Source organism: Shinella yambaruensis (genome assembly GCF_022899355.1).
Taxonomy (GTDB): domain Bacteria; phylum Pseudomonadota; class Alphaproteobacteria; order Rhizobiales; family Rhizobiaceae; genus Shinella; species Shinella yambaruensis.
Window position 1 is genome coordinate 147,239 of record NZ_JALJCK010000011.1, and the last position, 25,313, is coordinate 172,551.

25 protein-coding genes are annotated in these 25,313 nt (G+C 65.4%); 19 read left to right on the plus strand and 6 right to left on the minus strand.

Going from position 1 to position 25,313, the window contains the following annotated elements; translation table 11 throughout:
- Positions 1 to 152 precede the first annotated feature (152 nt).
- The 3 genes from nirK (at position 153) to MUU56_RS24075 (ending at position 3,114) form a co-directional block, all read left to right on the plus strand.
- Positions 153 to 1,295, plus strand: coding sequence for a copper-containing nitrite reductase (gene nirK / locus MUU56_RS24065; RefSeq protein WP_244769807.1), 1,143 nt, complete (start codon positions 153 to 155; stop codon positions 1,293 to 1,295).
- Positions 1,296 to 1,428: 133 nt separating this feature from the next.
- Positions 1,429 to 2,343 carry an SUMF1/EgtB/PvdO family nonheme iron enzyme gene (locus MUU56_RS24070; RefSeq protein WP_244769808.1) on the plus strand — a complete coding sequence of 305 codons (915 nt, stop codon included), beginning with the start codon at positions 1,429 to 1,431 and terminating at the stop codon, positions 2,341 to 2,343.
- Between the two features lie 75 nt (positions 2,344 to 2,418).
- Positions 2,419 to 3,114: a Crp/Fnr family transcriptional regulator gene (locus tag MUU56_RS24075; protein ID WP_244769886.1), complete on the plus strand. Its 696-nt coding sequence runs from the start codon at positions 2,419 to 2,421 to the stop codon at positions 3,112 to 3,114.
- A gap of 24 nt (positions 3,115 to 3,138) precedes the next feature.
- Here MUU56_RS24075 and MUU56_RS24080 read toward each other — a convergent pair whose 3' ends face one another.
- Positions 3,139 to 6,189 carry an aminotransferase class III-fold pyridoxal phosphate-dependent enzyme gene (locus MUU56_RS24080; RefSeq protein ID WP_244769887.1) on the minus strand — a complete coding sequence of 1,017 codons (3,051 nt, stop codon included), beginning with the start codon at positions 6,187 to 6,189 and terminating at the stop codon, positions 3,139 to 3,141.
- Between the two features lie 126 nt (positions 6,190 to 6,315).
- On the opposite strand from MUU56_RS24080, the gene MUU56_RS24085 reads away from it, so the two are divergent.
- The 10 genes from MUU56_RS24085 to MUU56_RS24130 all read left to right on the plus strand — a co-directional run bounded on the left by MUU56_RS24085 (position 6,316) and on the right by MUU56_RS24130 (position 15,812).
- On the plus strand, positions 6,316 to 6,750 hold the full coding sequence (locus MUU56_RS24085; RefSeq protein WP_244769809.1) for an Lrp/AsnC family transcriptional regulator: 435 nt from the start codon (positions 6,316 to 6,318) through the stop codon (positions 6,748 to 6,750).
- A gap of 116 nt (positions 6,751 to 6,866) precedes the next feature.
- Positions 6,867 to 7,706 (plus strand): MurR/RpiR family transcriptional regulator, encoded by an 840-nt coding sequence (locus MUU56_RS24090; RefSeq protein WP_263194196.1) that lies wholly within the window; start codon positions 6,867 to 6,869, stop codon positions 7,704 to 7,706.
- A 96-nt stretch (positions 7,707 to 7,802) separates the two neighbouring features.
- Positions 7,803 to 8,468 (plus strand): N-acetylmannosamine-6-phosphate 2-epimerase, encoded by a 666-nt coding sequence (locus MUU56_RS24095; RefSeq protein ID WP_244769810.1) that lies wholly within the window; start codon positions 7,803 to 7,805, stop codon positions 8,466 to 8,468.
- A 25-nt stretch (positions 8,469 to 8,493) separates the two neighbouring features.
- On the plus strand, positions 8,494 to 9,507 hold the full coding sequence (locus MUU56_RS24100) for a Gfo/Idh/MocA family protein (RefSeq protein ID WP_244769811.1): 1,014 nt from the start codon (positions 8,494 to 8,496) through the stop codon (positions 9,505 to 9,507).
- Positions 9,508 to 9,600: 93 nt separating this feature from the next.
- A complete protein-coding gene (locus tag MUU56_RS24105) occupies positions 9,601 to 10,893 on the plus strand; it encodes an ABC transporter substrate-binding protein (RefSeq protein ID WP_244769812.1) in 1,293 nt (430 codons plus the stop codon).
- Positions 10,894 to 10,904: 11 nt separating this feature from the next.
- Positions 10,905 to 11,819, plus strand: a complete 915-nt coding sequence (locus MUU56_RS24110) for a carbohydrate ABC transporter permease (RefSeq protein WP_244769813.1) — start codon at positions 10,905 to 10,907, stop codon at positions 11,817 to 11,819.
- Positions 11,819 to 12,628 (plus strand): carbohydrate ABC transporter permease, encoded by an 810-nt coding sequence (locus MUU56_RS24115; RefSeq protein ID WP_244769814.1) that lies wholly within the window; start codon positions 11,819 to 11,821, stop codon positions 12,626 to 12,628. Before MUU56_RS24110 ends, MUU56_RS24115 begins: the two co-directional genes overlap by 1 nt.
- A gap of 4 nt (positions 12,629 to 12,632) precedes the next feature.
- Positions 12,633 to 13,727 carry an ABC transporter ATP-binding protein gene (locus MUU56_RS24120; RefSeq protein WP_244769815.1) on the plus strand — a complete coding sequence of 365 codons (1,095 nt, stop codon included), beginning with the start codon at positions 12,633 to 12,635 and terminating at the stop codon, positions 13,725 to 13,727.
- A 53-nt stretch (positions 13,728 to 13,780) separates the two neighbouring features.
- Positions 13,781 to 14,644, plus strand: coding sequence for an ROK family protein (locus MUU56_RS24125; RefSeq protein ID WP_244769816.1), 864 nt, complete (start codon positions 13,781 to 13,783; stop codon positions 14,642 to 14,644).
- Positions 14,645 to 14,675: 31 nt separating this feature from the next.
- On the plus strand, positions 14,676 to 15,812 hold the full coding sequence (locus tag MUU56_RS24130) for a GNAT family N-acetyltransferase (protein ID WP_244769817.1): 1,137 nt from the start codon (positions 14,676 to 14,678) through the stop codon (positions 15,810 to 15,812).
- Between the two features lie 87 nt (positions 15,813 to 15,899).
- Here the strand turns inward: MUU56_RS24130 and MUU56_RS24135 are convergent, their stop codons facing one another.
- Complete coding sequence (locus tag MUU56_RS24135) at positions 15,900 to 16,580, minus strand: GntR family transcriptional regulator (RefSeq protein ID WP_244769818.1); 681 nt, start codon at positions 16,578 to 16,580, stop codon at positions 15,900 to 15,902.
- A gap of 254 nt (positions 16,581 to 16,834) precedes the next feature.
- Between MUU56_RS24135 and MUU56_RS24140 the strand changes: the two genes are divergently transcribed.
- The 6 genes from MUU56_RS24140 (at position 16,835) to MUU56_RS24165 (ending at position 22,185) form a co-directional block, all read left to right on the plus strand.
- Positions 16,835 to 18,022: an ABC transporter substrate-binding protein gene (locus MUU56_RS24140; RefSeq protein WP_244769819.1), complete on the plus strand. Its 1,188-nt coding sequence runs from the start codon at positions 16,835 to 16,837 to the stop codon at positions 18,020 to 18,022.
- 97 nt (positions 18,023 to 18,119) lie between these two features.
- Positions 18,120 to 18,989, plus strand: coding sequence for a branched-chain amino acid ABC transporter permease (locus MUU56_RS24145; protein WP_244769820.1), 870 nt, complete (start codon positions 18,120 to 18,122; stop codon positions 18,987 to 18,989).
- A gap of 4 nt (positions 18,990 to 18,993) precedes the next feature.
- On the plus strand, positions 18,994 to 19,965 hold the full coding sequence (locus tag MUU56_RS24150) for a branched-chain amino acid ABC transporter permease (protein WP_244769821.1): 972 nt from the start codon (positions 18,994 to 18,996) through the stop codon (positions 19,963 to 19,965).
- A complete protein-coding gene (locus MUU56_RS24155; RefSeq protein WP_244769822.1) occupies positions 19,962 to 20,744 on the plus strand; it encodes an ABC transporter ATP-binding protein in 783 nt (260 codons plus the stop codon). The genes MUU56_RS24150 and MUU56_RS24155 overlap by 4 nt, the downstream gene beginning before the upstream one ends.
- Before the next feature lie 3 nt (positions 20,745 to 20,747).
- Complete coding sequence (locus MUU56_RS24160; RefSeq protein ID WP_244769823.1) at positions 20,748 to 21,470, plus strand: ABC transporter ATP-binding protein; 723 nt, start codon at positions 20,748 to 20,750, stop codon at positions 21,468 to 21,470.
- Position 21,471: 1 nt separating this feature from the next.
- Entirely contained in the window at positions 21,472 to 22,185 is a 714-nt protein-coding gene (locus MUU56_RS24165; RefSeq protein WP_244769824.1) for an aspartate/glutamate racemase family protein, read from the plus strand.
- Between the two features lie 57 nt (positions 22,186 to 22,242).
- Here MUU56_RS24165 and derI read toward each other — a convergent pair whose 3' ends face one another.
- The 4 genes from derI to MUU56_RS24185 all read right to left on the minus strand — a co-directional run bounded on the left by derI (position 22,243) and on the right by MUU56_RS24185 (position 25,276).
- Positions 22,243 to 22,701 carry a D-erythrulose-4-phosphate isomerase gene (gene derI / locus MUU56_RS24170; RefSeq protein WP_244769825.1) on the minus strand — a complete coding sequence of 153 codons (459 nt, stop codon included), beginning with the start codon at positions 22,699 to 22,701 and terminating at the stop codon, positions 22,243 to 22,245.
- 13 nt (positions 22,702 to 22,714) lie between these two features.
- Positions 22,715 to 23,479, minus strand: a complete 765-nt coding sequence (locus MUU56_RS24175; RefSeq protein ID WP_244769826.1) for a triose-phosphate isomerase — start codon at positions 23,477 to 23,479, stop codon at positions 22,715 to 22,717.
- Positions 23,476 to 24,246, minus strand: a complete 771-nt coding sequence (locus MUU56_RS24180) for a DeoR/GlpR family DNA-binding transcription regulator (RefSeq protein WP_244769827.1) — start codon at positions 24,244 to 24,246, stop codon at positions 23,476 to 23,478. Before MUU56_RS24180 ends, MUU56_RS24175 begins: the two co-directional genes overlap by 4 nt.
- Before the next feature lie 85 nt (positions 24,247 to 24,331).
- Positions 24,332 to 25,276, minus strand: a complete 945-nt coding sequence (locus tag MUU56_RS24185) for a sugar-binding transcriptional regulator (protein ID WP_244769828.1) — start codon at positions 25,274 to 25,276, stop codon at positions 24,332 to 24,334.
- Between the last annotated feature and the right edge of the window lie 37 nt (positions 25,277 to 25,313).

Genomic DNA, 25,313 nt, shown 5'->3' on the forward strand with positions numbered 1-25,313 from the left:
GCGAGATGGCAAAGAGCAAATCAGCATCTGCCAAAATGCCGCAGCGGCCGGAAAGACCTGTTTGTCCCATCACAAAGAGGCCGGCGCGAATGCTCCTAGAACAGAGAGGACCGGGCGATACACCGCTCCGTCCTTTCAAAAGGAGAGAAACAATGACCGAGCAGTTTCAGATGACACGCCGCACAATCCTGGGCGGAGCCGCCTTTGCCGGCGTCCTGACGCCGATCATTGCGGCGTCGATGGCGCGAGCGGAAGGCGGCGCCATCGAGACAAATGCAGTCGCAACGGCGGCCGACATCGCCAAGCTGGAACGCGTGAAGGTCGAGCTGGTCAAGCCGCCCTTCGTTCACGCCCACACCCAGAAGGCCGAAGGCGGACCGAAAGTCTACGAATTCACCATGACGATCGAGGAAAAGAAGATGATCCTCGACGACAAGGGCACCGAGGTCCATGCGATGACCTTCGACGGCTCGGTTCCGGGGCCCCTGATGGTCGTGCACCAGAACGACTATGTCGAGCTGACGCTGATCAACCCCGACACCAACGAATTGCAGCACAATATCGACTTCCACTCGGCAACGGGTGCGCTCGGCGGCGGCGCGCTGACCGTGGTCAATCCCGGTGAACGCACGGTGCTGCGCTTCAAGGCCACCAAGGCCGGCGTCTTCGTCTACCACTGCGCACCTCCCGGAATGGTGCCCTGGCACGTCACCTCGGGCATGAACGGCGCCATCATGGTGCTGCCGCGCGAGGGCCTGACGGACGGGCACGGCAAGGAGCTGACCTATGACCGGGTCTACTATGTCGGCGAGCAGGACTTTTACGTGCCGCGCGACGCCGAAGGGAACTACAAGAAGTATGAGAGCGTCGGCGAATCGTATGCCGATACGCTCGAAGTCATGCGCACGCTGACCCCGAGCCACATCGTCTTCAACGGCGCCGTCGGGGCGCTGACCGGCGACAATGCCCTGCAGGCCAAGGTGGGCGAGAAAGTGCTGATCGTGCACTCGCAGGCCAACCGCGATACCAGGCCGCACCTGATCGGCGGGCATGGCGATTATGTCTGGGCGACCGGCAAGTTCCGCAACGTGCCGGACGTCGACCAGGAGACCTGGTTCATCCCGGGCGGCACGGCGGGCGCTGCCTTCTACACCTTCGAGCAGCCCGGCATCTACGCCTATGTCAACCACAACCTGATCGAGGCCTTCGAACTGGGCGCCGCCGCGCACTTCACGGTCACCGGCGAGTGGAACGACGACCTGATGACCTCGGTCACGCCGCCGAGCGGTGCCTGACACCCTGTGCTGCCGGCATGCCCGTTCGTGAGGGCGGGCGTGCCAATGCGGGCCGCCGCCGGCGGCCCGGTCCGAAAGCGGCGCCCGTCCCGGACGCCGAACGATCGTCCGGGCGATGCGCAAGGAGGCCGTCATGGCTGCACTGACTTCGAAACCCGCCACTACCTGGACATCGCTCGCCCTTCCCGCGCTGCTCCTCGCCGCGCTTGCCGGCGGTATCGCGGTGAAGACGGACCTTATCGGCGCTACGCCTGCCGGTCCCGTGCTGGACGAGCCGATGACGGTGGAGATCGCGCCGCGCCGTTTTGAATACCGCGAGAGCGGCGAATTCTTCCGCAACGGCTTTGCCGTGGACGGGCCGGTCAAGACGGTCACCGTGCGGCGCCCGCTCACCATCATGAAATATCAGGTGAGCGCGGCCGACTACCGGCGCTGCGTCGCAGACGGCGCCTGCGCGCCGGCCGAACCCGGCTTCGTGCCGGCGGAAGCGGCCACGGCGCCGGCGACGGGCGTCAGCTATGACGATGCGATGGCCTATGCCGGCTGGCTGAGCGCCCGCACCGGCGAGATCTGGACCCTGCCGCGTGACGAGGATCTCGCCTTCGCCGCCGGCACGCGCTTTCCCGACGATGCGCTCGGCGTCGACATCAACAGCACCAATCCGGCCGAGCGCTGGCTTGCGGACTATCGCCGCGAGGCGGCGCGCAAGGCCTCGCGCGATCCCGTTCCCCAGCCGCTCGGCCGCTTCGGCGAAAACGAGTTCGGCCTTGCCGATTTCGCCGGCAATGTCTGGGAATGGACCGCGACCTGCCACCGGCGCGTCAATCTCGACAAGGCGGGCCGGGTGGTGAACGACGTGTCGTCGTGCGGCATCTACATTGCCAGCGGCAAGCATCGGGCCGCGATGAGCTCGTTCGTGCGCAACCCGAAGGGCGGCGGCTGCGCCGTCGGCGTGCCGCCGGACAATGTCGGCTTCCGCCTCGTCAAGGACACGCGCTGGTATGCGCCCCTGCTCGTCGCCTTGAAGGAAAAGGGGTTTTCTTTCTGACGGGGATGTTCAAACTTTCAGGTGGCGGCATGGCGTGATAGAAGCCGGTAGCTTTCACGCGAGAGGGATTTGGCTGTGAAGATCGACCGGACCGTCGTCCGCTCGCTTGCCCTGTTCGACAGGATGAGCGACGAGGACCTCGACAGGCTGCTGACCCATGCGACGGCGCGCCGCGTGGCACAGGGCGACGCCGTCTTCGAACAGGGCCAGCAGGCGTCGAGCTTCTTCCTCCTGCTGCACGGCCGGCTGAAGGTGACGCAGGTGACGGAAGACGGCCAGCAGATCATCGTTCGCGTCGTGCATCCCGGCGACCTCTTCGGCTTTGCCAAGGCGCTGCAGCGCACGGACTATCCGGGCACCGCGCGGGCGGCGACGGAAAGCGTCATCCTCGGCTGGCCGACGGATCTCTGGCCGCATTTCGTCGAGCAGAACCCCCGCCTTGCCGTCACGGCCATGCAGACGATCGGCCAGCGGCTGGAAGAGGCCCATACCCGTATCCGCGAGATGTCCACGCAGGAGGTGGAGCGCCGGGTGGCGCATGCCGTGCTTCGCCTGTCCCAGCAGGCCGGGCGGAAGGAAGAGGCCGGTATCCGCATCGACTTCCCGATCTCGCGGCAGGATATCGCCGAGATGACCGGCACGACGCTGCACACGGTCTCGCGCATTCTCAGCGCCTGGGAGGCGCGCGGCCTCGTCGAGGGCGGGCGGCAGAAACTGCTGATCCGCGACATGGCAGGACTTTCGGCGCTCGCCGAGGGCGCGCGCGAATAGGCGCCACTTGCGGGCGCGCTTCTCCTAGCCCAGGGTCCGCATGACGTCGGCGAAGGTTTCCTCGAGCACGGCGATCAGGTGGTCGGCGTCCCGCTTCGAGAAGATCATCGGCGGGCGCATCTTCAGGACGTTGTCATGCGGCCCTTCCGTTCCCATCAGCACGCCGCGGCGGCGGGCACCGTTGGAAACGGCGCGGGCGAACTCGGTGGCGGGCGCCTTCGTCCTGCGGTCGGTGACGAGCTCGATGCCGAGGAAGAGGCCGAGGCCGCGCACGTCGCCGATCACGTCGTATCGCGCCTGCATGGCGCGGAAGGCGTCCATCAGATAATTGCCGATGGCCAGCGCATTGCCGCGCAGGTCTTCACCTTCGATGACATCGAGCACGGCAAGGCCGACGGCGCAGGAAACCGGGTTTCCGCCGAAGGTGTTGAAATATTCCATGCCGTTGTTGAAGCTGTCGGTCACCGCGCGGGTCGTCACTACCGCGGCCATGGGATGGCCATCGCCGATCGGCTTGCCCATGGTGACGATATCGGGCACGACGCCCTGCGTCTCGAAGGCCCACCAATGGCTGCCGACGCGGCCGAAGCCGACCTGAACCTCGTCGGCGATGCACACGCCGCCTGCCGCGCGCACCAGCCGGTAGACCTCCTTGAGGTAGCCTTCCGGCAGGAAGACCTGGCCGGCGACGCTCGGAATGGATTCGGCGATGAAGAAGCCGGGGCCTTCGCCCCTGGCCTGCATGCCGGCGATCAGTTCCGCGACGCTTTCGGCAAAGCGCTTGCCGTGCTCCTCGACCGGCCAGTCGTCGGGCGCGCGGTAGCTGTCCGGAACGGCCGCGACATGGACATGGGGCTTCGGCCCCTTGCCGCCTTTGCGACGGAACTTGTAGGGGCTGATGTCGATCAGCTCCTGCGTCGTGCCGTGATAGGACCAGTCGAGCGTGATGGCGTTCTCGCGGCCGGTATGTGCCCGCATCAGCCTGAGCGCCAGGCCGTTGGCTTCCGATCCGCTGTTGACGAAGCCGGCGACCGTCAGCTCCTTCGGCAGCGTCGCCGTCAGGCGCTCGGCATAGGCGACGATGTTGTCGTGCAGGTAGCGGGTGTTGGTGTTGAGCGTTTCCGCCTGCTTCGCCATCGCCTCCACCACGACCGGATGGGCGTGGCCGATGTGGCAGACATTGTTGAAGCAGTCGAGATAGGCCCGACCGCTGTCGTCGATCAGGAAGACGCCTTCGCCGCGCACGAACTTGATCGGATTGTCGTAGGAGATGGAAAGGTTCGGCAGGAGCAGCTCGCGCCTGAGCTTGACGATCTCCTCATGCGAGCGGCCGTGGCGTTCGTAGAACTCCCCGGCGATGCCGGCAAAGGTGCTGGCATCGGGGAAAAGCTCCGCCCAGACGTCGAGATAGCGGGCCTCGCCGACGCCGAGGATCTCGGTGGCGGAGAGATTGGTGTCGGTGGAGAGCTGGAGATGGAGATGCGGCGCCCAACCACCGTTTTCCGTGGGTAGGCCCATCTCGCCGACGAGCGTGCCGGCTTCCAGCCGTTCGCCGGCCTTCAGGCGGCCCGTCGCCTCATGGGCGAGATGGCCCCAGAGGCTGACGAAGGGCGGGCAGCCTTCCGGCTCGTGGCGCAGTGCGATCAGGCAGCCGTAGCCGAGCGGCTCCTTCTCGATCTCGACGCTGACGACGGTCGCCGGCAGCGGCGTGAAGACCTTCGTGCCGGCGGCCATGAAGAGGTCGAGGCCGAGATGGCGGGTGCGGCGCGTCTTCTCGATGAAGCGCGAGACGAACATCTCGCCGGCATAGACGGTGCGCTCCTCGCCGAAGGGACCGATGCCGAGTTCGATGCCGTTCTCGCGGCAATGGGCCTCCCAGATCGCCTGGGCCGCGTCCGGCTGCCCGGCGGCGGACGTGACGGTCATCGGGTGGGCCGGGTCGCCATAGGGGACAAGGGCTGCCGGATAGGCCGCGGCCGGGCGCTCCAGCAGGGGGGCGAGCGCCTTGCGGTTCCTCGCGATCCAGCCGGCGACAGCGCGGGCGCCCGGCGCGGCCTCGAAGCCGCAGGCCTTGCGCAGGATGGCGGTGGCGAAACGCGGGTTCATGCGGTCGAGCTTGCGCAGCAGCGTCCAGGCCGGGCGCTCGCTGATGGCGAGATACGGGTTGTCCTGCGTGTGGCTGCGGCGCGAGGCGGAGATCGTCACGGACGTGACGAGGCGGATGGCGATGAGGTCGTAGAGGAGATCGACCTCCTCTTCCTGCAGCGGATATTCGGCATGAAAACCGCTGGCAATCGCGGCGGCCGCGCCGATCGGGTCGGCATGGTCGAGGCCGGCATAGGCGGCGGCGATGGCGACCTCGGCGATGACGGGCGCATGCAGCGCATCGCCGAAATCGATCAGGCCGGAGATCCGGTCGGCATCGCCATTGTCGACGAGCACGTTCCAGTCGTTGGCGTCGTTGTGGATCACCGCGGCGCGCAGCATCGCCAGGCGCGGGGCGATGGCGGCGAAACGCGTAAGGAAGCGTTCGAGCAGCGCCCGGTCCTCGGCGGCGGCGACATGCTGCAGGCGCCCGGCGGAGCGGCCGGCATGGCGGATGTCCCAGTCGAGATCGCGCAGGGCGCCCGGATGCATGAAGCCCTTCAGCGCCGCATCGAAACGGCCGAGCATGCGGCCGAGGGCGTGGAGCGCGGCATCGCTGCGTTCCGTCTCGGCGAGCGGCCTGCCCTCGACCCAGCTGACCAGCCGGATGCGATGGCGCACGCCATGCGGCCCGGTGGTGGAGGCAAGGCTCGCGCCGGACAGCGCCGGGCGGATATGCGGCACCGGCAGGTCGCCGGCATGGGCGCCGAGATGGGCGAGCAGCGCCGTCTGGAAGTCGCTCTCGACCTCCGGTTCCGCAGCGTTGACGATCTTCAGGATGAAGGTCCCCTCCGCCGTCTCCACCTTGAAATTCTGGTCCCGTTCGCTGGCCAGCGGCGAAAGCGTGCCGGAAAGGCCGTAATGCTCGGCAAGCAGCGCAGCGGCAGCGTCGATGGAGAAATCCGGGATCGTCTTCAGCATGTCGTTCATGGTCATCCTCGTTCCTGTCGGAAGAGTTGCATGGACGGCGCGGCGGCGCATCCGGCATTATGCCGGTTGTGCCGGCACTCTGTTTATAATAACCGTCATCTTGTCGGCGTGTTGTTAGGAGGGGCCATGCAGGATACAGACGCCATCGATCGCACGATCCTCAGCATCCTCTCACGCGAAGCGCGCATTCCGATGAAGTCGCTGGCGGGACGGATCGGTCTTTCGCGCAGCGCCACCACCGAGCGTGTCGGCCGGCTGGAAAAGGCGGGCATCATCCGCGGCTACCGGGCGGATATCGGCCAGCTCGACGACGGGCAGATCCAGGCCTTCCTGCTCGTCACCCTCAAGCGCACGCCCTCCATCGGCGTGCTCGACCGCCTCGCCGGCTTTTCCGCAGTGCGGAAGGTCTCCTCGGTCAGCGGCCAGCTCGATCTCGTGGTGGAGGTGGAGGTCGGCTCGATCAATGCGCTCAACGAATTGCGCAACGAGGTCTCGACCATGGACAATGTCGAGGATCTGACGACCTCCATCGTGCTCCGGCGTGATATCGAGCGGAGCTGATCCCGGAGTGCCTGGCTGCCGCATGCGTGCGGCTCCAGCGGCGGACTGTTTTCTTTCAACCCTCCGTCGCCTATGAATCAGGCGACCCGAAAGCTTAGATCCAGCAAGGAAACCAGGTGGACGTACATCCTCAACCGCCGCTGATCGCGCGAATCCGCTCGCATGCGCCAACGATGACCCGCGCCCTGGAGCGGGTCGCCGCCTTCGTGCTTGCCGATCCGCAATCCGTTCTCTTCAAGAGCATAACGGAGCTTGCCGAAGAGGCACAGTCCTCCGAGGCGAGCGTCATCCGCTTCTGCCGCGAGCTCGGCTACCCCGGCTTCCAGAACTTCAAGCTGGCCCTGGCGCATGAGCTTGCGACCTTGCAGCAGCCCGTCGCCACGGCGACGCCTGGGGACGTCGTGCAGGAACTCGTCGATACGGCGCGCATCGCGCTCGACGAGACGCAGCGCCTGCTCGACCGCAAGGTCATTGCGGACGTGTCGTCGTTGCTGCTGTCCGCCCGCCATGTCGAGATCTTCGGCGTGGCGGCCTCCGCCATCACGGCGCAATATCTCGAATACAAGCTCGCCCGGCTCGGCATTTCCGCCCATATTGCCCGGGATTCGCATCTTGCCACCATGGCCTCGGCGACCGCGGCGGCCGCCGACCTCTATATCCTCGTCTCCACCTCCGGCTCGACCATCGACACGCTGCGCGTGGCGGAGAATGCCCATGCACGGGGCGCGCGCATCGTCGGCATCACCAACCGGACGAAGAGCCCGCTCGCGGCGATCTGCGATTTCGTGCTGCTCGCCTCTTCGCCGGAAACGCCGCTGACCGGGGGAGCCTTCCAGTCGAAGATCAGCCAGCTCCTGATCGTCGATGCCATCGCCAGCACCATCACCAAGCTCGATCCGGCACGGCTGGAGACGATCAAGGACACGGCGGAGAGCGTCAGCGACCGCAACATCTGAAGATAAGTTTTGAAGATAATCTTCATATGAAGAAAATTATTGACGATTTCCATCAAAGACCGTAACGTCCCTTCCATTCAGGGAGATGCGGTGTTCATGGACATCATGGAAACAATGCGGGGCCGGCTCGTCGTGTCCTGCCAGGCGGCGGAAACGAGCCCGCTCCATGCCACGGAGCATATCGTGGCGCTCGCCCGGGCGGCGGCTCTCGGCGGTGCGGCGGGCGTGAGGATCGAGGGCGTGCGCAACGTGCAGGCCGTTCGCGGCGCCATCGACCTGCCGATCATCGGCATCACGAAGATCGCCCAGCCGGGCTCGGACGTCTACATCACGCCCTCGCTGGAAGACGTGCGCAGCCTTGTGGCCGCGGGCGCCGATGTCATCGCCTTCGATGCCACCGACCGGCCGCGCCCCGTGCCGGTTGCGGATATCGTGTCGGAGATTACGCGGCTGGGGAAGGCTGGCATGGCCGATGTCAGCACGCTCGCGGAGGCCCGGCAGGCCATTGCCGCCGGTGCGGATTTCGTCGGCACCACGCTTTCCGGCTACACGCCCTATACCGCAGGCACGGCCGCCCCGGATTTCGCGCTGATGGGCGACCTTGCGCAGGCCGGTATTGCCTTCGTCGCCGAAGGGCGCATCTGGGAGCCGGAGCAGGCGCGGCGCGCGCTCACGCTCGGCGCGGCCTTCGTCGTCGTCGGCTCGGCAATCACCCGGCCCGACGAGATCACCCGGCGCTTTGCTGACGCGCTTGCCGGCTGACGGCCCCGATATTTTGGAGGATGACATGATCAAGACAGCAAAAGTGGCCGTCATCGGCGCCGGGTTCATGGGCTCGATGCATGCCTCGATCTTCGCCAGCGATCCGCGGGCGGAGCTGGTGGCCATCGTCGACCGCGACCGCGCCCGGGCGCAGGCTGTGGCCGACGGGCTCGGCGGCGGCGTCCGCGTCTATGGCTCGCATGAGGAGCTGCTTTCGGCCGAGACGCTCGACCTCGTCAGCATCTGCACGCCGGATCACCTGCACCTCGAGCCCGCGCTGGCGATCGCCGCAAAGGGCGTCAACCTCTTCATCGAGAAGCCGATCGCCTCGACGCTGGAGGATGGCCGGCGGATCGTTGACGCCTGCAAGGCGGCGAATGTGAAGCTCGGCGTCGGTTACCTCCTGCGTTTCGATCCGCGCTACTACAAGGCGCGCGAGCTGATCGAGACCGGCAGGATCGGCACGCCGATCCATGTCTATGCAAGGCGCAACAGTGCCCGCACGGAAGGACCGAAGCGGTATGCCGGCACCCTGCCTCTCGCCATGCACGTCACGGTGCACGATGTCGACATGGTGCTCTGGATGCTCAAGGGCCAGACGCCGGTCACCGCCTATGCGCAGCAGACCGAGATCCTGCTCGGCGAAATGGGCACGCAGGACACGATCGCCGGCGTCGTGCGCTTTTCCGGCGGCACGGTGGTGACGTTCGAAAGCGCCTGGTCGCTGCCGGCGGGCGCGCGCCACATGATCGACGCACGCCTTGAAATGATCGGCACGGAAGGCTCCTTCGAGGTGCAGTGCGGCGACAGCGGCCTCTACTTCGCCGACAACCAGGCCTCGCGCGAGATCGACACCCAGCATTGGCCGGAGATCGGCGGCAGGGTCGGCGGGGATCTCCGCCTCCAGCTCTCCAGCGTGCTCGAATGGATCGGCGGCGCCGAATGCCAGGTCGCGACCGGTGAGGAGGCGCTCCTGTCGCTGGAGTTGACGCAGGCGCTCGTGCGCTCGGCCGATACCGGCGAGGTGCAGCGGTTCTGAACGCGACAGAAATTCAGGGAGATACAGCGCGTCTCGGCGCTGCGAAGTGCGACTGACGGCTCATCGACGAGCGACATTCAAAAGGGGAACGACATGAAAAGACGTCACTTCATTGCATTTGCGCTTGCACTGTCCTCGTCCGTGGCCGCATCGGCCTTCGCGCAGGATGCGGACCAGCCCTACAAGGGAACCCGTCTCGCCGTGCTGATGGAAGGCCATCCGACGACGGACGGCATCCAGGCGCTGCTGCCGGAATTCACCGCGGCGACCGGCATCGAGGTCGAACTCGAAGTGGTGCCGGAATCCGACATCACGGCAAAGATGCTGCTGGAATTTTCCTCCGGCTCCGGCCGCTACGACGTGGTCCAGAACAACATCATCTACATTCCGGGTTTCCTGAAGGCCGGCTACATCGCGCCGCTCGACGAGCTCGCGGGCAAGTTCCCCGCGGACTACGACAAGGCGGACTTCGTGCCGGGCTATCTCAACACCAACATCGTCGACGGCAAGCTCTACGGCCTGCCGGTCTATGGCGAAAGCACCTTCCTGATGTACCGGAAGGACCTGTTCGAAGAATACGGCATCGCTCCTCCCAAGAGCTTTGGCGAGGTGACGGCGGCCGCGAAGACGATCAAGGAAAAGTCGAACGGCGCGGTCGCCGGCATCACCATGCGCGGCGCGCAGGGCATCCAGAACGTCTATGTCTGGGCCGGTTGGCTGTGGGGCTATGGCGGCGAGTTCATCACGGCGGACGGCAAGTCGGCGCTCGGCACGGACGAGGCCGCCGCCTCGCTCGACGCCTTTGCCAGCGTGCTGCGCGACTATGGACCGGTCGGCGTCGCCAATTTCGGCTGGGAGGAGAACCGCGTGCTCTTCCAGCAGGGCAAGGCCGGCATGACGATGGACGCCACCGTCAACGGCGCGTTCAACGAGGACCCGTCCATCTCGTCCGTCGTCGGCAAGGTCGGCTATGTGCCGGTGCCGGTCGAGACCGACACGCTGAAGGGCGGCTCCTCCTCGCTCGCCGTGCACAGCCTCTACATTTCCGAGGCCTCGCAGAACAAGGAGGCGGCCTGGCTCTTCGCTTCCTGGGCGACGGCCAAGGAACAGCAGATCAAGTCCTTCGCCCTCGCGCCGAATTCCGGCGTGACCTCGCTCGCCGCGCTGAATTCGGAGGAGTTCGCCAAGCGCTACGGCGCCTTCAAGGACGCCATGCTCGCCTCCATCAATGCCGGCAATCCGCAATACCTGCCGACCGTCGAGGCCGCCAACGAGGTCATCAACAATGCCGGCATCGCCGTCTCGAAGGTGCTGGCCGGCACGGCATCGGCCAAGGATGCGCTCGCCGAGGCCAATGCGGCGAACGACGCCGCGCTCAGCCGTTGAGAACAAGCGCCATGCCCGGTTCGCCGGGCATGGCCGGCCTTGCGGGGAGCGGCGCCATGAAGGATGCGACCACCTATTTCTACCGTCCGATCGTCCTTCTGTTCGGCTCGGTCTCGGTCATCCTGACCGTCTATGTGCTGTGGCTGACGCTGCACAATATCAGCCTGCTTCGCCCGGGGCAGGAGAGCTTCATCGGCTTCGACAACTATGTCCGGCTGCTGTTCGACGGCCGCGCCATCAATGCGCTCGGGCGCACGGTGCTGTTCACCGTCGCGGCGACGGTCATCGAAGTGGCGCTGGGTCTTGCGATCTCGCTTCTGGTGGATCGCGAATTCCTCGGCAAGCGCATCGTGCGCGGCATCCTGCTGGTGCCGATCGTCATGACGCCCGTCGTGGTGGGCCTCACCTGGCGCTTCCTGCTCGATCCTTCCAACGGCATGATGAACTACCTGCTCTCCACCATCGGCCTCGGCCCGGTCGACTGGCTCGGCAATCCGAATGTTGCGCTCTTCTCGCTGCTGATGGCCGATATCTGGCAATGGACGCCCTTCGTGGTGCTGCTCACCATGGCCTCGCTCGAATCCCTGCCGGGCGACCCGCAGAACGCCGCCCGCGTCGATGGCGCGCGGGAATGGCAGGTGCTCTGGTTCATCACGCTGCCGGCGCTGAAGCGGGCGCTCATGGTTGTCGCGCTCATCCGTGCCATCGATGCGGTGAAAGCCTTCGACATCTTCTACATCATGACCCGCGGCGGGCCGGCGCTGTCGACGGAGACGCTCAACCTCTACGGCTACATCTCCGCCTTTACCAATTTCGACATCTCCTATTCACTGACCATCGCCCTGGTGCTGACCATCCTCACCAATGTCGCGCTGCTCCTGCTCTACAACCTCGCCTTCAAGGCGCCCAAGCAAGGAGAGACCTGATGCGCCGGATCGTGCTCTGGGTTGCGCTCGCCGTTCTTCTTCTCTGCGTGCTGTTTCCGCTCTACTGGGTGATCGCGACTTCGCTGAAGACCCAGCGCGACGCCTTCGCCATGCCGCCGGTCTGGCTGTTCGCGCCGACCTTCGAGAACTACGCCAAGGTGCTGAACAACGGCGTCTTCATCCGTGCCTTCTTCAACAGCGTCGTCATTTCGCTTTCGGCGAGCGTGATCTCGGTCGGCGTCGGCGCGCTGGTCGCCTATGGGCTGGTGGCGCAGGACGAGCCGACCAAGCGGCAGAACGAGAAGTTCATCCTGAGCCTTCGCATCGCGCCGCCGCTGATCTTCATCATCCCGACCTATTTCCTGGCGGCGCAGATGAAGCTGCTCAACAACCACTGGATCGTCATCGGCGTCTATGCCTTCGTCAACATCCCCTTCGCAATCTCGTTGCTCATCACCTTCTTCGAGGATATTCCGCGGGAACTGAGGGATGCGGCGAAGGTTGACGGCGCGCGTGAATTCACCATCTTCCGCGAGATCTTCCTGCCGGTGGCACTCGGCGGCATCGTCGCCACCTTCATCCTGTGCGTGCTCTTCACCTGGAACGAATTCTTCATCGCGCTTGTCCTGACGGGGCGCGATACGCAGACCCTGCCGGTCAGCATCACCTCGTTCCTCACCTTCCAAGGCGTGCAATGGGGGCCGCTGACGGCGGCGGCGGCGCTGGTCATGCTGCCGATGCTGGTGCTCGGCATGCTGGTCCAGGGCAAGGTGGTGCGCGGCATGTCGCTCGGTAGCATCAAGGGATAGAACGATGACGGGAACAGACACAATGAAGCGATCCCTGCTGCTGAAGAGCATCTGCAAATCCTATGGCAGCGTCAGCGTGCTGAAGGGCATCGACATCGAGGTGCAGGAGGGCGATTTCGTCGTGCTGCTCGGCCCCTCGGGCTGCGGAAAATCGACCCTCCTGCACGCCATCGCCGGCCTGCACCCGATCGACGGCGGCCTGATCGAGATCGAGGGCCGCGATGTGACGGCGGTGCCGACGCGCGAGCGGGACATCGCCATGGTGTTCCAGTCCTATGCGCTCTACCCGAACATGACGGTGCGGCAGAACATCGCCTTCCCGCTGCGCATGCGCAGCGCCAGCGCGGCGGAAAAGGAGACGAAGGTCGCCGAGGTGGCGCGACTCCTGCAGATCGAACCGCTCCTGGAGCGGAAGCCGCGCGAGCTCTCCGGCGGCCAGCGCCAGCGCGTGGCGATCGGCCGGGCGCTGGTCCGCGCGCCGAAAATCTTCCTGTTCGACGAGCCGCTCTCCAATCTCGACGCCACCCTGCGCGTCGAGACGCGGGCGGAGATCAAGCAGCTGCACGAGCGCATCCGCAAGACGATGATCTACGTCACCCATGACCAGATCGAGGCGATGACGCTGGCCACGAAGATCGTCGTGATGAACAAGGGCGAGGTACAGCAGATCGGCAGTCCCTACGAGATCTATCACCGTCCCGCCAATCTCTTCGTGGCGAAGTTCGTCGGCTCGCCCGCCATGCATTTCGTGCCTGGCGACCTGGTGCTTGCGAATGGCAGGCCGGCCTTCGACGACCGGAAGGGCTGGTCGCTGCCGCTTGCCCTGCCGGAAGGAACCGTGGCGAAGGGCGACGTCCTGCTCGGCATCCGGCCGGAACATATCCGCCTTGCGCGCGAGGGGCAGCCGGCTATCGAGGCGCGCGTCGAGATGGTGGAATCCACCGGGCCGGAGGACAATGTGACGCTGTCGCTTCACGGTCATTCGCTGGTCGCCCGCATGGAGACCGGGAGCGTCGCCCAGGGGTCCGTCGTGCCGGTCACGATTGCGGCGGAAAAGGTTTCGGTCTTCGACGCGGCCGCCGGGCGGCTGATTGGCTAGGGCGGTTTCAGCACAAATGCGCAACGGCTTCGGGTGAAGCCGGAAAGATGAGCATGACGGACGACAAGGCAATCCTCGCGGTCGATATCGGCGGCACCAAGACGCTGGTCGCGCTCGTTCGTGCATCCGGCGTGGTGGGCGAGGTGACGGTTCCCACCAGGCGGGAGGATGGACCGGATCGCTGGCTGGAGGCGGCCCTTGTCGCGGCAGGGCCCTGGCGCGGGCGGTTTTCCGGCATCGGCCTTGCCGTCACGGGCTTCGTGCGGGATGGCCGGTGGTCGGCGATGAATCCGGCGACCCTCGGTATCCCGCCGGATTATCCGCTCGTTTCGCGGGTCGAGGCGCTGTTTTCCCGCCCTGCCATCGCCGTCAACGATGCGCAGGCCGCCGCCTGGGGCGAACATGCGCTCGGGGCGGGGCAGGGCGAGGATCTCGTCTTCCTGACCATTTCCACCGGCATCGGCGGCGGCATCGTGCTGAACGGCCGTCTGCGGGAGGGGCTCGCCGGGCATTTCGGACTGACGACCGAAGGCGAGGATGGCGACCTTCTTGAGGATCGCGTCTCCGGGCGCTGGATGGCGGCCGAAGCCCGGCGTCACGGACAGGCGGCGGATGCGCGGCAGGTTTTTGCCAGCGCCGCAATGGGGGAAGCATGGGCGATGGATATCGTTGCGGCCTCCGCGCGGCGCGTCGCGCGCCTGTGCCGCAACATCCAGTTGGCGCTCGATCCGCCGCGCATCGTTCTCGGCGGCGGCATCGGCCTTGCGGAAGGGGTCATCGACCGGGTGCGTGCGCTGATGCCGCCGCTCGGCCCCGTTGCGCCGGTGCCGGTCTGCCGCGCCGAACTCGGCGTTCGGGCCGGTATCCTCGGGGTCGCGGATATGGCCCGTATCGCATTTTCGGGCGCGGGTCGCTAAGACCGGTCGCCGACAGAAGGAGAAACCGACCATGGTGGTTCGCAAGGCCGCAGCGGCAGACCTGCCGTTCATCATCGACGCCTATCGCCTCGCCTTCGCCTTCGACGAGGCGTGCACCCGCCGCTATGTCGAGATGACGGGCCTCGATTGTTTCCGTGTCCTTGAGAGCGACGGGCAGCCGGCCGCGGTCTGGGCGGTCATTTCCTGCGGCCACTGGTTCGGCGGCCGGGTGGTTCCTGCGGCCAACATCGCCCATGTCGCCATCCAGCCGGAGTTTCGCGGCAGCGGCCTTGCCGCCGGCATCCTGGATCTCTCCTGCGAGGACGCCCGCAAGGGCGGGGCGCTGCTCGCCAGCCTTTTCGCCTCGACGCGGCCGGTCTATCGCCGCTCCGGCTTCAACCTTGCGGGTCACGAGATGATCTACGAGGCCGAGACGTCGGAATTCTACAAGATCCGGCAGGACATCCGCTGCCGCCGTGTATCGCTTGGCGAGGCGCGCGCCGTGCTCGAGCCCATCTACCGGCGTGCCTGCCGCCCGCAGTCCGGCCTGCTGGACCGCCACGATGCCCACTGGAATGCCCGCCTCGACGAGACGGCGAGCATCCCCTCGGTCTTCGTCTTCGACGAGGATACAGCTTACGTGGTAATCGACACGTCGGACGAGAACGTCCTTGATGTTCGCGACTGGGCCGCGCTGAACGGCGCGGCGGCCCGGCAGATCCTGAAATTCATCGGCACCTTCTCGACGGTCTATCGCAAGGTGCGCTGGCACGGCGCCCCGCAGGATGCCCTCATCTTCGCCATGCCGGACAAGGGCTGGTCGCTGGTCCACCAGGAGGAGTTTCTGCTGCGTGTGCTGGAGCCGGCGGCCGCGCTGACGGCGCGCGGCTATGCCTGTGATGAAGGCGAGTTGACGCTGGCGATAGAGGGGGCGGAACGTCAGGTCCTGCATCTTGCCCTTCGCGATGGCACAGCGCATTGCACGGCCGATGGCGATGGAGGGCCGGTCCTGACGATCGAGGAGGCCCAGTTCCCCAGCCTGTTCTCCGGTTTCCGTCCGGCCAGTTTCCTGCAAAGGGCCGGTCATGCCGATGGCACGGCGGAAGCTGTTGCCCTTGCCGACCGCATCTTCGCCGGCCCGCCGCCATGGGTTGCCGAACACTTCTGACGACCGGCCGCTCGCGGTTGGAAAGCATGTCGGGCCGACGAACGGGCTTGCGGCCGACCTGTTCTTCCTCGGAGAACCTGCTCTGGGTCAGGCCTTGCCGAACAGGGCCATGAGATCGACGCTGTCGGAGGTCTTGGCGCCGGCTTCCAGATGGTCCTGGATGTGGCGGAGGTGCAGCGTCATCATCCAGGCCGCCTTTTCCGCATCCCGCGTGTGGAGGGCGCCGACAATGGCGGCGTGGTCGTCGTCACGACAATTGCTGACGCCGGGCGCGCCGAAAAGGCCGATGATCAGCGAGGTGCGGGTCACCAGTTCCTTCATCGTGCGGATGAGGATGGCATTGCCGGCGATCTGCGCCAGCAAGGTGTGGAACTGGCCGGACAGGCGGATCGCGTCGTGGCGATGGCGCTCCTTGTGTGCCACATATTCCATTTCCAGATGGCGGGTCAGCGCCGCGATGTCCGCCTCGCTCGCACGCTGGACGGCGAGGCGGGCGATGTTCGGCTCCAGCGCGAGGCGGGCCTCGAAGACCTCACGGGCCTGCTCGGGCGTCGGCGAGGCGACGAAGGCGCCGCGATTGGCATGCAGCTCCACGACCTCGCGGCTCGCCAGCAGCAGCAGGCTGCGGCGAATGCGCATGCGCCCGACGCCGAAGGCTTCGCATAGCGCCGATTCGGAAAGCTTCGTGCCCGGCGGCAATCTCTGTTCGATGACCGCTTCGAAAATGCGATCGACGATATCGCTCTCGTCGACCTCCTCCGCTTCCATCAGATTTTCCCTGCCTACATCAACCACCGAACTCACCCTGACATGCGCAGTCTGTTGCACAGCCTCTAAATAAGGCTGATTTGGTTGACCAACAAGCGCCGATTTCGTCGACACCGCTCAACACGTCTTGTTCACAACCACTTGACAAGATCGTTAACAATGCGCTCAATGCCTCTGCCAAGGCCGATTGGCGCCGCACCTTGCGGCCCATGCGCCTATCAAAAACAGATCAATGGCCCAGAGGAAGAACAATCATGCACAAGCGCACATTCCTGAAAGTTTCCGCTCTTGCCGCAGCGACCATGCTGTCGTTGCCGCTGATGGCCTATGCGCAGAACGCCACGCTGAAGATCGGCTTCGTCGGCGTCACCTCCGGCCCCGCAGCGGCCTGGGGCATTTCCAACCAGCGCTCGATGGAGGCGCGCGCGGCCTGGCTGAACGAGCTCGGCGGCGTGACGATCGGCGACAAGACCTACAATATCGAGATCGTGCCCTTCGACGACCAGAAGGACCCCAAGCGTGCCATCGCCGGCATGGAGAAGATGGCGCAGGACGGCGTGCACTATGTCGTCGGCCCGAACGTCGATGACGGCGCGGCCGCGGTCCGCCCGGTCGCCGAGCAGAACGGCATCATGTATTTCCCCTACGCCTTCCCGAAGGAGCTCTACACGCCGCCGGCGTCCAACGCGATCCTCGGCATGGTGGCGAACTACCAGTCGGGCCCGGCCATCTACAAATATCTCATGGAAAACAAGGGTGTGAAGAAGGTCGCCTTCGTCGCGGCCAACGAATCCGACCCGCTCAGCCAGCGTGAATCCGGCATTGCGGCGGCGCAGGCGCTCGGCCTCGAGGTGGTTTCCGGAAACGTGACCTACCAGGTGGACACCACCGACTTCACGCCGGTGCTGCTGCCGGTCATCCAGGCCTCGCCCGATCTGCTCGTGCTTTCGGGCGTCTCGCCGGCCAATGCGCCGCAGCTCATCCGCTCGGCGCGCGAACTCGGCTATACCGGCCTCATCTCCACGGAAACGGCGCAGGATGCGACCGTGCTTGCCGAAGGGGCGGGCGAGCTTGCCGAGGGCTTCATCTCGGTCGGCGGCGCATCGACGCCGGAGCTTGCCAGCGACGCGATGAACGAATTCGTCGAGCGCTACACGAAGATGTTCGGCGAATACAATGACGAGTCCAACACCAAGGTCTATGCGCTCGAATATATCATCGAGACGCTGAAGGCGAACCCGGCGGCGATCGACAATGTCGAGGAGTACAAGAAGACCATGGACACGTTCGAGGCCGCCAACCCCTTCATGAAGGGCGACGCCAAGCTCAAATATGTCGGCACGACCTCCTTCGGCCAGAAGCGCCAGGTCTCGGTGCCGCTCGTCGTGAACGAGTACAAGGGCGGCAAGTTCGAGACGCTGTTCGTCGGCCAGGTCGACTGATCGGAGCCTAGGCACTTTCAAGATGGGGACCCGGACGGCGCCAAGTCGTCGGGCCGGGTCTCTCTTTGCCTGAACCTTCTTCCATTGGAGGCTCACGATGGAACAGATAATCGCCAATGGTCTCTACCTCGGGGCGCAATATGCGTTGATCGCCCTCGGGCTGACGCTGATCTTCTCGCTGATGAACGTCTTGAACTTCGCCCACGGGCAGATGTACGTCTTCGGCGGCTTCGTCACCTATACCGTCGTCGTCCAGCTCGGCCTGCCGTTCATCGTCGGCCTCTTCGCCTCGGCGATCGTCCTTGCGGTCATGGGCGCGGCGATCGAGAAATTCCTCTTTGCGCCGGTCGTCCGCCGCTCCAAGCGCGATGAATCGACCATGCTGCTCGCCGCGGGCGTCGCCTTCTTCCTCGATGCCGTCATCCTCTTGTTCTTCGGGGAAAAGCAGCGCGGCGTGCCGAAGATCGTCAACGGCGTCTTCAACTGGGACATGCGCATCATCATGCCCTATGACCGCATCCTGATCGGCGTGCTCGCCATCCTGCTCATCGTGGCCTTCATCGCCTTCATGAACTACTCCAAGACCGGGCGCGCCATGCGGGCGCTCGCGCAGGACAAGATGGCCGCCCAGCTGATGGGCGTGAACGTCGCCCGCTATTCGATGATCGGCTTTGCGCTCGGCGCGATGCTGGCCGGCCTCGTCGGCGGCCTGCTCGTCACCATCACCGGCGTCAATCTCGGCATGGGCGGCCCGACCTCGATCAAGGCCTTCCTGATGATCATGATCGGCGGCGCGGGCGTGATTTCCGGGGCGATCGCCGGCGGTTTCATCCTCGGCATGATGGAGAGCGTCGGTCTCACCGTGCTCTCGGCCTATGGCGACATCACCTATCTCGTGATCTTCGCCTCGCTGATGGTGTTCCTGGCCGTCCGCCCGCAGGGGCTGATGGGCAAGCCGTGGGGTTGAGATCATGGACACGAAAAAACTGCTCGGCTTCGCCGTCTTCCTTCTCGCCGTCTTCGTGCTCGTGCCGCTGTTCATCGGCGCCACCGGTCGCGTCGATTTCTTCTATACGCTGACCTCGGTCGCGCTCCTCTCCGTCGGGGCGGCCGGCGTCTGGCTCACCTTCTATATCGGCCGCATCAATATCGGCCAGGGCGCCTATGCGCTTGTGGGCGGCTATGTGTCGGCCATCCTGGTCACGCAAGCCGGCGTCTCCTTCTGGCTGACGCTGCCGCTGGCCGGCCTCTTCTGCGCCGCCATCTCGGTGGTGATCGGCTTGCCGATCCTGCGTCTTCGCGGCGTCTACTTCGCCATGGTGACGCTGGTGCTGACGGAGGTCGCGCGCCTTTCCGCGCTCGCCTTGCCGGTCACCAACGGTGCCAAGGGCATCACCTCGATCCCGCTGCCGGGCGAGCTTTCCTTCTTCGGCCTGACGATCATCCCGGCCTTCGGCTCGCTCTCCAATCCGCGCATCGGCTTCTACATGATGGCCGTCGTGCTGATGGTCGTCACCTATCTGGTGCTCTGGCGCATCGTGAACTCGCGGCTCGGGCATCTGTGCCGCAGCCTCCAGCAGAACGAGGAGCTTTCGGCCTCGATCGGCGTCAACACCGCCTATCTCAGGGTGCTCGCCTATGCGATCTCCTCGTTCTTCGGCGGTATTGCCGGGGCCATGTTCGCCTCCATCGCCCAGTCGATCTATCCGTCCTCCTTCGTGGTCGCCGACAGTGTGAACTTCATGCTCTACTGCTTCCTCGGCGGCCTCGGCTATGTCTTCGGCCCGATGCTCGGCACGCTGCTGCTCTATTTCGGCTGGGACCTCCTGTCGATCGCCAAGCAATACCAGCTCCTCGTCTATTCCGGCGTCATGATCCTGCTCATGCTCGTCCTGCCGAACGGGGTTCTCAGCCTTCTCGACAAGAAGGAGGGTCGCGCATGAGCACCATCCTGCAGATCAAGAACATCACCAAGCGCTATGGCGGCCTGACGGCGGTCAACGACGTCTCCTTCGACGTCAACAAGGGCGAGATCCTCTCGGTGATCGGCCCGAACGGCGCGGGAAAATCGACGCTGTTCAAGCTGATCTCCTCCTTCGTGCCGGCGACCAGCGGGGAGGTGCTCTTCAACGGGGAGCGCATCTCCAGCCTCGCCCCGCACAAGGTGGCCCGCATGGGCGTCGTGCGCACCTTCCAGGAAACGACGATCTTCCGCTCCATGACGGTGCGCGAGAACATCATCGTCTCCCATCACCTGCGCTCGAGGGCGAGCCTCTTCGGCTTCTTCCTCGGCACGAAGCAGGCGAAGGACGACGAGGCGGCGTTCGCGGCCTCGGCGGACGACATCGTCGATTTCCTCGGCCTCCAGGCCATCCGCAACGAGCTCGCCTCCAACCTGCCGCAGGGGCATCTGCGCGCGCTCGGCATGGCCATCGGCCTTGCCACCGATCCGAAGGTCATCCTGCTCGACGAACCCTTCGCCGGCATGAACCATGACGAGACGATGAAGATGGTCGGCCTCGTGCGGCGCCTGCGCGATGAGCGCGGCGTCACCGTGCTTCTCGTCGAGCACGACATGCCCGCTGTGATGAAGATCAGCGACCGCATCGTGTGCATCAACTTCGGCCAGAAGCTGGCCGAGGGCACCCCCCAGGAAATCCGCGAGAACGAGAAGGTGATCGAAGCCTATCTCGGCTCCGAAGATGCGGCGATCGGGATGTAAGCCATGACGAAGATATTGAGCGTTGAGAATATCGAACTCTACTACGACCACATCTATGCGCTGAAGGGCGTCTCCATCGATGTGGACGAGGGCGAAACCGTCGCGCTGATCGGCGCGAACGGGGCGGGCAAATCCTCGATCCTTCGGGCGATCACGGGGCTCCGGCCGGTCAAGTCCGGCCAGATCTTCTACCAGGGCCAGCGCCTCGACGGCACCCCCGCGTCCGATGTGGTGCGCAAGGGCATTTCCATGGTGCCCGAGGGCCGCCGCGCCTTTCCGCTGATGTCGGTGAAGGACAACCTTCTGATGGGGGCTTTCACCCGCACCGACAAGGCGGAGATCGAACAGACGCTGGAGAACGTGCTGACGCGTTTCCCGCGCCTGCGCGAACGTTATCACCAGCAGGCGAACACCATGTCCGGCGGCGAGCAGCAGATGATGGTGATCGGCCGCGCGCTGATGGCCCGCCCGAAGCTGCTGCTGCTGGACGAGCCGTCGCTCGGCATCGCGCCGAAGCTGGTGCAGGACATCGCCCGCGCCATCGTCGCCATCAGCCGCGACGAGAAGGTCTCCATCCTCCTCGTCGAGCAGAACAGCCGCATGGCGCTGTCCATCTCCAATCGCGCCTATGCGCTTTCCACCGGGTCGATCGCGCTGTCGGGCAATTCCAGGGACCTGATGAACGACGACCGCATCAAGGCTGCCTATCTCGGAGGCGAACTCTGACATGAAAATCCTCGTCATCAACCCCAACACCACAGCATCGATGACGGACCATATCGGCAAGGCGGCGCGCGGCGCCGCCTCTGCCGGAACCGAGATCGTCGCCGTCAACCCGGTGAAGGGGCCGGTCTCGATCGAAGGCTATTTCGACGAGGCGATGAGCCTTGCCGGCCTGCTCGGTGTCATCAAGGACAATCCGGATTGCGATGCCGTCGTCATCGCCTGTTTCGACGATACCGGGCTCGATGCGGCGCGCTGCCTCACCGATCGGCCGGTGATCGGCATCGGCGAGGCGGCCTATCACTTCGCCTCGATGATCTCGAACAAGTTCTCGGTGGTCACGACGCTCGCCCGCTCGGTGCCGGCGCTTGAGCACAATCTCTCGCGCTACGGCCTTTCGGCTCGTTGCGCCCGTGTACGCTCCTCGGAAGTGGCGGTGCTGGAACTGGAGCAGCCGGGCTCCAATGCGCGCCAGAAGATCAGCGCCGAAATCGGTCTTGCCGTCGCCGAGGATCGCGCGGAGGCGATCGTGCTCGGCTGCGCCGGCATGGCGAGCCTTGCGAACGATCTTGCCGGCGAGCATGGTCTGCCGGTGCTCGACGGCGTCACCTGCGCGGTCAGGCTGGCCGAGGCCATGGCCGGCCTCAACCTGCGTACATCCCGCCTCGGCGGTTACGCCCCGCCGCCGCCGAGCAAGCTCCGGGCGGCGCTCGGTTAGCTCTTTCCTACAAAAGAGCGGAACGCGGCCGGGCCGCATTCCGCTTTCGCGCTCGGCTTACTTGCCGGCGTTGTACTTGGCGTCGACCTCGTTGATCGCCTGGACATTGCCGGCCGAGCGACCGTTCTCGTCGAAGGTCTGGGCGAGGAAGGCGTCGGCGATGGACTTTGCCAGTTCCGAGCCGATGACGCGCGCGCCCATGGTGATGATCTGGGCGTTGTTGGACAGCGCGGCGCGCTCGGCCGAATAGGTGTCGTGCGTCAGTGCGGCGCGGATGCCGGGCACCTTGTTGGCCGAGATGCAGACGCCGATGCCGGTGCCGCAGACGAGGATCGCGCGGTCGTAGTCGCCGGCGATGACGGCGGAGGCGACGCGGTCGGAGAGGTTGGCGTAAAATGCGTCCGGGCCGGCATCGGTGCGCGAGATCTCGTGCACCTCATGGCGGTCCTTCAGGTGATCGGCGAGAATCTTGGCGAGGCCTTCGCCCGCGCTGTCACCGGCAATTGCGAGTTTCATGGGAAGTCTCCTTTCAGATGGTGGCGGCGCAACGCGCCAGGATGTCGAGATAGCCTTCAACCTTCCAGGCTGAGCGACCGACGAAGAGCCCGTCGATATTGGGGCAGGCGATCAGTTCCTCGCAGTTCTCAGGGTTGACCGAGCCGCCGTAGAGGCAGGGAATGCGGCGGCCGAGGACTTTTTCCGCGACCTCGGCGATCTCGGCATGGCGGGCATCCGCATAGTCCGCGCTTGCCGGGATGCCCTTTTCACCGATCGCCCAGACGGGCTCGTAGGCGAGCAGGATGTCCGCCTGCTTCTGCGTGGTGTCGAGCCGCGAGAGCGCGCCGCGCACCTGCTGGGCGAGAACCTCGGTCGCATGGCCGCCTTCGCGGTCGGCGAGCGTTTCGCCGATGCAGATCAGCGGTACGAGGCCGTGGCGCACGGCAGCTTCGGTCTTCAGGCCGACCGTCTCGTCCGTTTCGCCGAAATGCTCGCGGCGCTCGGAATGGCCGAGCTCGACGAGATCGAGATTGCAGTCCTTCAGCATCACCGGCGAAATCTCGCCGGTCCAGGCGCCTTCGTCTGCCCAGTGCATGTTCTGCGCGCCGACCTTCACCGAGGTGCCGGCAAGGAGCGCCTTGACCTCGCGCACGGCGGTGAAGGGCGGGACGACGAAACGCTGGATGCGGGGTTCGCGGCCGCTATCGGCGGCTTTCAGCCCCTCGGCGAAAACCGTTGCCTCCGCCAGCGTCTTGTTCATCTTCCAGCTCGTGCCGACCCAGAATGTGCGGCTCATGACGTCGTCTCCTTTGCGATCCTGATCGTCGTCCGGCCGCCAAGTTCCGCGGCGGTGTCGTGCGGCAGGGGTTTGTCTGAAATGACCGTGTCGAATTCGGCAAGGTCGGCGAGCACGTGCAGCGCCGTGTGGCCGAAGCGGCGGCTGTTGATCAGCAGGCATTTCTGCCGGCTCGCCGCCATCATCGCCCGCTTGGCCCGCACCACGGCCTCGTCCATGTGATAGGAGAGGCGCCCCGAGGCGGCCGGGGCCGAGACGAAGGCGATGTCGGCGCGCAGCCGCGACAGCGCCTCTTCCGTCACGATGCCGAAATAGGCGTTGAACTTCGCCGAGAAGACGCCGCCGAGGCCGATCAGCGTCACGCCGGAAATGCCCTTGGCGCGTTCCAGGATGGCGGCGTTGTTGGTGATGAGGGTGATCGGCTTCTTCGCGCACAAAACGTCGCCGAGCACCGAGGCCATCGAGCCGTCGTTGATCATCACCGTCATGCCCGGCTCGACCAGTTCCGCGGCAGCCTCGGCCAGCGCCCGCTTGACGTCGGCCTCCTGCAGTTCGCGGAAGCGGAAATCGCTTTCGAACTGGGTGCCGGCATCGATCGTCGCACCGCCGCGCACTTTCCGAAGCACGCCTGCTCGTTCCAAATCGTCGAGGTCGCGGTGGATGGTCATCTTGGAGACGCCGAAGCGTGCCGCGACGTCGTCGAGTTCGACGGCCCGGCTTTCGACCAGAAGATTGATGATCTCCTGCCTGCGCTCTTCTCGTTTCACGGCGTTCTCCATCTCACGCTGCGGTCAGGCCTATAACATCCTTTCGCACATAATATAACACAAAATATGTGATTTTGTGATTTTTCTATGTCGAGCTCTGCAGAAGCTGCCGCGCCGTCCGCTCGTCCGTGATGAGTCCGTGAAGGGTGTGGCTGTGAAGCACGGCGCGGATGGCCTCGGTCTTCACCGGCCCGCCGGCAATCGCGACGATCCGGTCCCCGCCCGCTTCCGAGAACGAGGCGGCAAGGGTCCGGGCGGTCACGGCGGTTTCGAGGATGCGCCCCTTGGCGTCGAAGAAATGGCCGAGCAGTTCGCCGACGCCGCCGAGCGCGACGATCTCCTCCAGTTCGTCGGGCTGCAACATGCCCGAGGTTACGAGGTGGGCCTGGTTGTCGACGGTGCCGATGCCGACGACCTTGAGATCGGCGCTGCGGGCGAGGTTGAACACCTCGCTGACGCCGCGCTGCGAGAGCAGCACTTCCCGGTCCTCCTCGGTGTTGGCGAAGAACGGCACCGGCATCACATAGGCCTGGGTGCCCGTCTTGGCCGCCAGGCGATGCATGACGTCGTAGGGGTTGGCGGCGTAGTTGCGGGTGAGGCCGCCGAGCAGCGAAACGAAGCGCGTGCCGCTGGCGCTGATCCGCGGCAGATGATGCACGGCCGCCGAGAGCGTGCGGCCGTGGCCGAAGCCGATGACGGCGGCTTCGCCGCGTTCGATTTCGCGCCGAAGGAAATCCGCGCCGATATGGCCGAGCGTGGTCAGGGCCAGCGGATCGTCGTCGACATCGGGTGCGACCTCGCAATAGTCGAGCCCGTAACGGGTGGAAAGATCGAGCTCGAGCTGGACGCATTCGGCGATCTCGCCGTCGATGCTGACCTTCACCACGCCCTCGGCGACGGCGCGGGCGATCAGCCGGTGCGCCTTCACCGAGGGAATGCCGAGCCTTTTCGCCACAGCGGACTGGGTGAACCCGCCGACATAGTGCAGCCAGGCGGCGCGGACGGCGAGGGAGTCTTCAATGTCGGTCATCGGCGATGTCCTGTCCTGCTTTCAACCGGAAGCGGTC